Here is a 5665-nt window from a genome sequence, read left to right on the forward strand (position 1 = left end):
GGTTGACAGGTTGCCCCATTTTGACCGTGTGATGCGGGATGGTGGGAGCGTCCGATCCTTGAGAACTCAACAGCGTGCACAATGTCAAATGCCAAAAACCTCGTGTTCAGCTTCGGCTGGGCAAGAGATTCCTTTGGATTAGATACAGAATGTCAGTAGATATTCGAAACTAGTCAGATCAACTCGCGGGGAGAACGGGCCTATTCCGGTCCGCTTCTCGCACAGTGTTTCCCTTCCGCTTTCGGGTGGTTGTGGAGCTAAACATTTACGGAGAGTTTGATCCTGGCTCAGGACGAACGCTGGCGGCGTGCTTAACACATGCAAGTCGAACGATGAACCTGGAGCTTGCTCTGGGGGATTAGTGGCGAACGGGTGAGTAACACGTGAGTAACCTGCCCTTGACTCTGGGATAACCTCCGGAAACGGAAGCTAATACCGGATATGACGTACGGAGGCATCTCCTGTGCGTGGAAAGAATTTCGGTCAAGGATGGACTCGCGGCCTATCAGGTAGTTGGTGAGGTAACGGCTCACCAAGCCTACGACGGGTAGCCGGCCTGAGAGGGTGACCGGCCACACTGGGACTGAGACACGGCCCAGACTCCTACGGGAGGCAGCAGTGGGGAATATTGCACAATGGGCGCAAGCCTGATGCAGCAACGCCGCGTGAGGGACGACGGCCTTCGGGTTGTAAACCTCTTTTAGTAGGGAAGAAGCGAAAGTGACGGTACCTGCAGAAAAAGCACCGGCTAACTACGTGCCAGCAGCCGCGGTAATACGTAGGGTGCAAGCGTTGTCCGGAATTATTGGGCGTAAAGAGCTCGTAGGCGGTTTGTCGCGTCTGCTGTGAAAACCCGAGGCTCAACCTCGGGCCTGCAGTGGGTACGGGCAGACTAGAGTGCGGTAGGGGAGAATGGAATTCCTGGTGTAGCGGTGGAATGCGCAGATATCAGGAGGAACACCGATGGCGAAGGCAGTTCTCTGGGCCGTAACTGACGCTGAGGAGCGAAAGCGTGGGGAGCGAACAGGATTAGATACCCTGGTAGTCCACGCCGTAAACGTTGGGCGCTAGATGTGGGGACCATTCCACGGTTTCCGTGTCGCAGCTAACGCATTAAGCGCCCCGCCTGGGGAGTACGGCCGCAAGGCTAAAACTCAAAGGAATTGACGGGGGCCCGCACAAGCGGCGGAGCATGCGGATTAATTCGATGCAACGCGAAGAACCTTACCAAGGCTTGACATATACGAGAACGGGCCAGAAATGGTCAACTCTTTGGACACTCGTAAACAGGTGGTGCATGGTTGTCGTCAGCTCGTGTCGTGAGATGTTGGGTTAAGTCCCGCAACGAGCGCAACCCTCGTTCTATGTTGCCAGCACGTAATGGTGGGAACTCATAGGAGACTGCCGGGGTCAACTCGGAGGAAGGTGGGGATGACGTCAAATCATCATGCCCCTTATGTCTTGGGCTTCACGCATGCTACAATGGCCGGTACAAAGGGCTGCAATACCGTAAGGTGGAGCGAATCCCAAAAAGCCGGTCTCAGTTCGGATTGAGGTCTGCAACTCGACCTCATGAAGTCGGAGTCGCTAGTAATCGCAGATCAGCAACGCTGCGGTGAATACGTTCCCGGGCCTTGTACACACCGCCCGTCAAGTCATGAAAGTCGGTAACACCCGAAGCCGGTGGCCTAACCCTTGTGGAAGGAGCCGTCGAAGGTGGGATCGGTGATTAGGACTAAGTCGTAACAAGGTAGCCGTACCGGAAGGTGCGGCTGGATCACCTCCTTTCTAAGGAGCATCTGGCACCTGGTGTCGTTAGACGCTTGGTGTCCAGGCGCCAGATCGAGACGAATGTTCTCGCTGGTAGCTCATGGGTGGAACATTGACATTGGTGCAGAGCTGATCGGTTTGATCCAAGTACGCTTCTTCGGGAGTTGGAACGGTTCGGGCTGGGAGGGTTTGCACGTGCACGCTGTTGGGTCCTGAGGGACCGGGCCTCGTCCGAAATGGGCGGGAAACGAACCTCTGGACCTTTTCTTGTTGGCCATGACTGGGCCGCGGGAAGGGTACCGCCCGTACTTTGAGAACTACACAGTGGACGCGAGCATCTTAGATTCGAGACGTTGTCTCGGATCACAAGATCAAACAACATTCCCTTCGGGGGTGTTGGTAGATCATTGGTCAATCTGATCCGCCCTTTTTGGGGTGGGTCGATCGATTCTAAAACTCATGTGATTTCAAGTTTCTAAGAGCAAACGGTGGATGCCTTGGCATCTGGAGCCGAAGAAGGACGTAGTAATCTGCGATAAGCCTCGGGGAGTTGATAAACGAACTTTGATCCGAGGATTTCCGAATGGGGAAACCCCGCTGGGCCCGTTAGGTGACCCAGTGACTCCCGCCTGAATATATAGGGCGGGTAGAGGGAACGTGGGGAAGTGAAACATCTCAGTACCCACAGGAAGAGAAAGCAAAAGCGATTCCGTTAGTAGTGGCGAGCGAAACCGGATCAGGCTAAACCGATCATGTGTGATAGCCGGCAGGCGTTGCATGGTCGGGGTTGTGGGACTTTTCTGCTGCTTCTGCCGAACAGCGAACGTTACAGAGGAATATAGGCGAATGGTTTTGAAAGGCCAGTCATAGAGGGTGCCAACCCCGTAGCCGAAATGTTCTGATGGCGTGAAGAGTATCCCAAGTAGCACGGGGCCCGAGAAATCCCGTGTGAATCTGTCAGGACCACCTGATAAGCCTAAATACTCCCAGATGACCGATAGCGGACAAGTACCGTGAGGGAAAGGTGAAAAGTACCCCGGGAGGGGAGTGAAATAGTACCTGAAACCGTTTGCTTACAAACCGTTGGAGCCTCCTTGTAGGGGTGACAGCGTGCCTTTTGAAGAATGAGCCTGCGAGTTAGCGATATGTGGCGAGGTTAACCCGTGAGGGGTAGCCGTAGCGAAAGCGAGTCTGAATAGGGCGATTCAGTCGCATGTCCTAGACCCGAAGCGAAGTGATCTATCCATGGCCAGGTTGAAGCGACGGTAAGACGTCGTGGAGGACCGAACCCACTTAGGTTGAAAACTGAGGGGATGAGCTGTGGATAGGGGTGAAAGGCCAATCAAACTTCGTGATAGCTGGTTCTCTCCGAAATGCATTTAGGTGCAGCGTTGCGTGTTTCTTGCCGGAGGTAGAGCTACTGGATGGCCGATGGGCCCCAAAAGGTTACTGACGTCAGCCAAACTCCGAATGCCGGTAAGTGAGAGCGCAGCAGTGAGACGGTGGGGGATAAGCTTCATCGTCGAGAGGGAAACAACCCAGACCACCAACTAAGGTCCCTAAGCGCGTGCTAAGTGGGAAAGGATGTGGAGTTGCACAGACAACCAGGAGGTTGGCTTAGAAGCAGCCACCCTTGAAAGAGTGCGTAATAGCTCACTGGTCAAGTGATTCCGCGCCGACAATGTAACGGGGCTCAAGCACGCCACCGAAGTTGTGGCATTGACATTAGTGGTAGGCCTTCGTGGTCCAGCCGTGTTGATGGGTAGGAGAGCGTCGTGTGGCGAGTGAAGCGGCGGTGTGAACCAGCCGTGGACGCTACACGAGTGAGAATGCAGGCATGAGTAGCGAAAGACGGGTGAGAAACCCGTCCTCCGAAAGACCAAGGGTTCCAGGGCCAGGCTAATCCGCCCTGGGTAAGTCGGGACCTAAGGCGAGGCCGACAGGCGTAGTCGATGGACAACGGGTTGATATTCCCGTACCGGCGAAGAACCGCCCAAGCTAATCCAGTAATGCTAAGTGTCTGAATCCCCGTGATCGAGGCCTTCGGGCTGAGACGTGTGGGCCTAGCACACGACCCTATGCTGGTGCGGCTAGCGTATTAACAGGTGTGACGCAGGAAGGTAGCCGAGCCGGGCGATGGTTGTCCCGGTCTAAGTGTGTAACCCGAGAGATAGGCAAATCCGTCTCTCATGAAGGGCCAGGCACGATGGGTAGTCTTAAGTGACGAAATCGGTGATCCTATGCTGCCAAGAAAAGCATCGACGCGAGGTTCCAGCCGCCCGTACCCCAAACCGACTCAGGTGGTCAGGTAGAGAATACCAAGGAGATCGAGAGAATCGTGGTTAAGGAACTCGGCAAAATGCCCCCGTAACTTCGGGAGAAGGGGGGCCTGAGGCGTGAACGGACTTGCTCCGGGAGCGTTTGACGGCCGCAGAGACCAGTGGGAAGCGACTGTTTACTAAAAACACAGGTCCGTGCTAAGTCGCAAGACGATGTATACGGACTGACGCCTGCCCGGTGCTGGAAGGTTAAGAGGAACGGTTAGCCGCAAGGCGAAGCTGAGAATTTAAGCCCCAGTAAACGGCGGTGGTAACTATAACCATCCTAAGGTAGCGAAATTCCTTGTCGGGTAAGTTCCGACCTGCACGAATGGCGTAACGACTTCCCAGCTGTCTCAACCGCGAACTCGGCGAAATTGCACTACGAGTAAAGATGCTCGTTACGCGCAGCAGGACGGAAAGACCCCGTGACCTTTACTACAGCTTGGTATTGGTGTTCGGTGTGGCTTGTGTAGGATAGGTGGGAGACTGTGAAGCTTGGACGCTAGTTCAGGTGGAGTCATTGTTGAAATACCACTCTGGTCACTCTGGATATCTAACTTCGAACCGTAATCCGGTTCAGGGACAGTGCCTGGTGGGTAGTTTAACTGGGGCGGTTGCCTCCCAAAAAGTAACGGAGGCGCCCAAAGGTTCCCTCAACCTGGTTGGCAATCAGGTGTCGAGTGTAAGTGCACAAGGGAGCTTGACTGTGAGACTGACAAGTCGAGCAGGGACGAAAGTCGGGACTAGTGATCCGGCAGTGGCTTGTGGAAGCGCTGTCGCTCAACGGATAAAAGGTACCTCGGGGATAACAGGCTGATCTTGCCCAAGAGTCCATATCGACGGCATGGTTTGGCACCTCGATGTCGGCTCGTCGCATCCTGGGGCTGGAGTAGGTCCCAAGGGTTGGGCTGTTCGCCCATTAAAGCGGTACGCGAGCTGGGTTTAGAACGTCGTGAGACAGTTCGGTCCCTATCCGCTGCGCGCGTAGGAAATTTGAAAGGATCTGACCCTAGTACGAGAGGACCGGGTTGGACGAACCTCTGGTGTGTCAGTTGTTCCGCCAGGAGCACCGCTGATTAGCTACGTTCGGGATGGATAACCGCTGAAAGCATCTAAGCGGGAAGCCGGCCTTGAGATGAGATTTCCATGCCTTCGGGCGAGAGGCTCCCAGCTAGACTACTGGGTTGATAGGCCGGATGTGGAAGTGGGGACTAAAGACCCATGGAGCTGACCGGTACTAATAAGCCGATAACTTGATAATCACTACTCACACACATGTTGTAAGGCTGGTGTGTGAGGCCAAAGATTGCTTGCGTCCACTATGTGGTTCTCGATGTACGGTCGAGAACCGAACCAATCAGCTGATTGGTCCGTTCACTTTGATACATCAATAGTGTTTCGGCGGCCATAGCGAGAGGGAAACGCCCGGTCACATTCCGAACCCGGAAGCTAAGACTCTCTGCGCCGATGGTACTGCAGGGGGGACCCTGTGGGAGAGTAGGACACCGCCGGACTTCTTTTCACGAAATGGCCACCCACCGGGTGGCCATTTCGCATTTAACAACCAACACCAC

At 54.8% G+C, this 5665-nt stretch carries 3 rRNA genes; all 3 read left to right on the plus strand.

Annotated features, from left to right (window positions below):
• Positions 1 to 264 precede the first annotated feature (264 nt).
• The 3 genes from ACIRCZ_RS20490 (at position 265) to rrf (ending at position 5605) form a co-directional block, all read left to right on the plus strand.
• Positions 265 to 1788 (plus strand): 16S ribosomal RNA (locus ACIRCZ_RS20490).
• A gap of 447 nt (positions 1789 to 2235) precedes the next feature.
• A 23S ribosomal RNA gene (locus tag ACIRCZ_RS20495) occupies positions 2236 to 5352 on the plus strand.
• A gap of 136 nt (positions 5353 to 5488) precedes the next feature.
• Positions 5489 to 5605, plus strand: a 5S ribosomal RNA gene (rrf, locus tag ACIRCZ_RS20500).
• Together the 16S, 23S and 5S rRNA genes form the textbook arrangement of a ribosomal RNA operon.
• Positions 5606 to 5665 lie beyond the last annotated feature (60 nt).

It is taken from the genome of Leifsonia sp. NPDC102414 (genome assembly GCF_044765685.1).
GTDB lineage: Bacteria > Actinomycetota > Actinomycetes > Actinomycetales > Microbacteriaceae > Leifsonia.